This window comes from Streptomyces solincola, assembly GCF_002982015.1.
Taxonomy (GTDB): domain Bacteria; phylum Actinomycetota; class Actinomycetes; order Streptomycetales; family Streptomycetaceae; genus Streptomyces; species Streptomyces solincola.
Genome location: NZ_PVLV01000697.1, coordinates 1 through 1,553, shown reverse-complemented (window position 1 = coordinate 1,553; position 1,553 = coordinate 1). Strand labels below are relative to the sequence as shown.

General features: G+C 70.8%; 2 protein-coding genes. Both read right to left on the bottom strand.

Features of this window, described 5'->3' with window-relative positions; all coding sequences use genetic code 11:
* Positions 1 to 103: 103 nt before the first annotated feature.
* A complete protein-coding gene (locus C6N75_RS29440) occupies positions 104 to 667 on the bottom strand; it encodes a TetR/AcrR family transcriptional regulator (RefSeq protein WP_105871883.1) in 564 nt (187 codons plus the stop codon).
* A gap of 53 nt (positions 668 to 720) precedes the next feature.
* Positions 721 to 1,553: RNA polymerase sigma factor WhiG (gene whiG / locus C6N75_RS29435; protein WP_258177681.1), on the bottom strand; the 833-nt coding region annotated here is incomplete at its 5' end.

The following is a 1,553-nucleotide window of genomic DNA, read 5'->3' as shown; positions in this document are numbered from 1 at the left end:
GAGGGGGGAGGCCCCCACCAGACGAGGAAGGTGGCAGGCCGGCGGTGGGGGCCGGAACCGTCCTCGTCGACCGCCTGGGATCCGATCGCGGGGCCGGATGGTCTCAGGGGCGGCGGCTGATGCCGTGGAGGGCCATGGCGACGGCTGTGTCGGCGATGGCCTGGGGCTCTTCGGCGACGCCCAGTTCGACGCGGCGGGCTGCGGCATCGACGACGCCCTGGAGGAGCATCGCGGCCAGCCGGGGCTGTGCGTGGCCCAGTTCGGCCAGGGCTTCCACGATCATGGCGACCAGGCCGCCGTGGGCGGCGCGGATCTTCTCGCGGGCACCGGCGTCGAGTTCGCTCGCGGAGATGGCGACGATGGCCCGGTGGCGGCGGTCTCCGACCAGTTCGAGCTGGCGGCGGACATACGCCTCGACCTTGCCCTCGGGGCCGGCGGAGCGCTCCATCGCCGTCTCGACCTCCGCCGCCCAGACGGGGAAGTCGACGGCGCACAGTTCCTCGACGACGGCCGCGCGGGAGCGGAAGTACTCGTAGACGGAGGACCGGGCAAGACCGGTGCGCTCGGCGAGGGCGGGGAAGGTCAGCGCCTCCGTCCCGCCTTCGGACAGCAGGGAACGCGCGGCGTCCAGCAGGGCGCCGCGTTGCATGGTCCGGTGCTCGGCCACGGAGGCCGCTCGAATCCTGGGCACCCCACCACTCTACGGCCGCCCCCTCGAACTCAGCGTCCTGCGTCGGCCAGCTTCGCTCGAAGCTGGAGCACCGACTTGGTGTGGATCTGGCTGACCCGGCTCTCGGTCACACCGAGGACGTTGCCGATCTCGGCGAGGGTGAGGCCCTCGTAGTAGTAGAGCGTCACCACGGTCTTCTCCCGCTCGGGGAGGGTGTTGATGGCGCGGGCGAGGAGCCTGCGGAGTTCGCGGTCCTCGGCGACCTCCACGGGGTTGTCCGCCGCGGTGTCCTCGAGGGTGTCCATGAGGCTGAGCCGGTCGCCGCTCTCACCGCCGACATGCAGCAGCTCTTCCAGGGCGACGACGTTCGCCAGCGAGAGCTGGCTGAAAACGGCGTGCAGGTCCTCGACGGCGATGCCCATTTCGGCGGCGACCTCCGTCTCGGAGGGAGTGCGCCGCAGCTTGGCCTCCAGCGTCGCGTAGGCGCGTTCGACGGCTCGGGCCTTCTGCCGTACGGAGCGGGGGATCCAGTCCAGGGCCCTCAGTTCGTCGATCATCGCGCCGCGGATGCGGGTGATGGCGTAGGTCTCGAACTTGATGGACCGCTCGATGTCGAACTTCTCGATGGCGTCGATGAGACCGAAGACCCCGGAGGAGACGAAGTCGGCCTGTTCGACGTTGGACGGCAGTCCGACGCTCACCCGGCCTGCCACGTACTTGACCAGTGGGGAGTAGTGCAGGATCAACTGCTCACGCAGCCGCTCGTCGCCGGTGTCCTTGTACGAGCGCCACAGCTCTTCCAGTGACGTGGGCGCGGGAGGAGGCGGGCCGGCGCGTCGGGGGGTGGCGCTCCGGGCAGCGGGGGGCACTGCCGCGCGGTCTG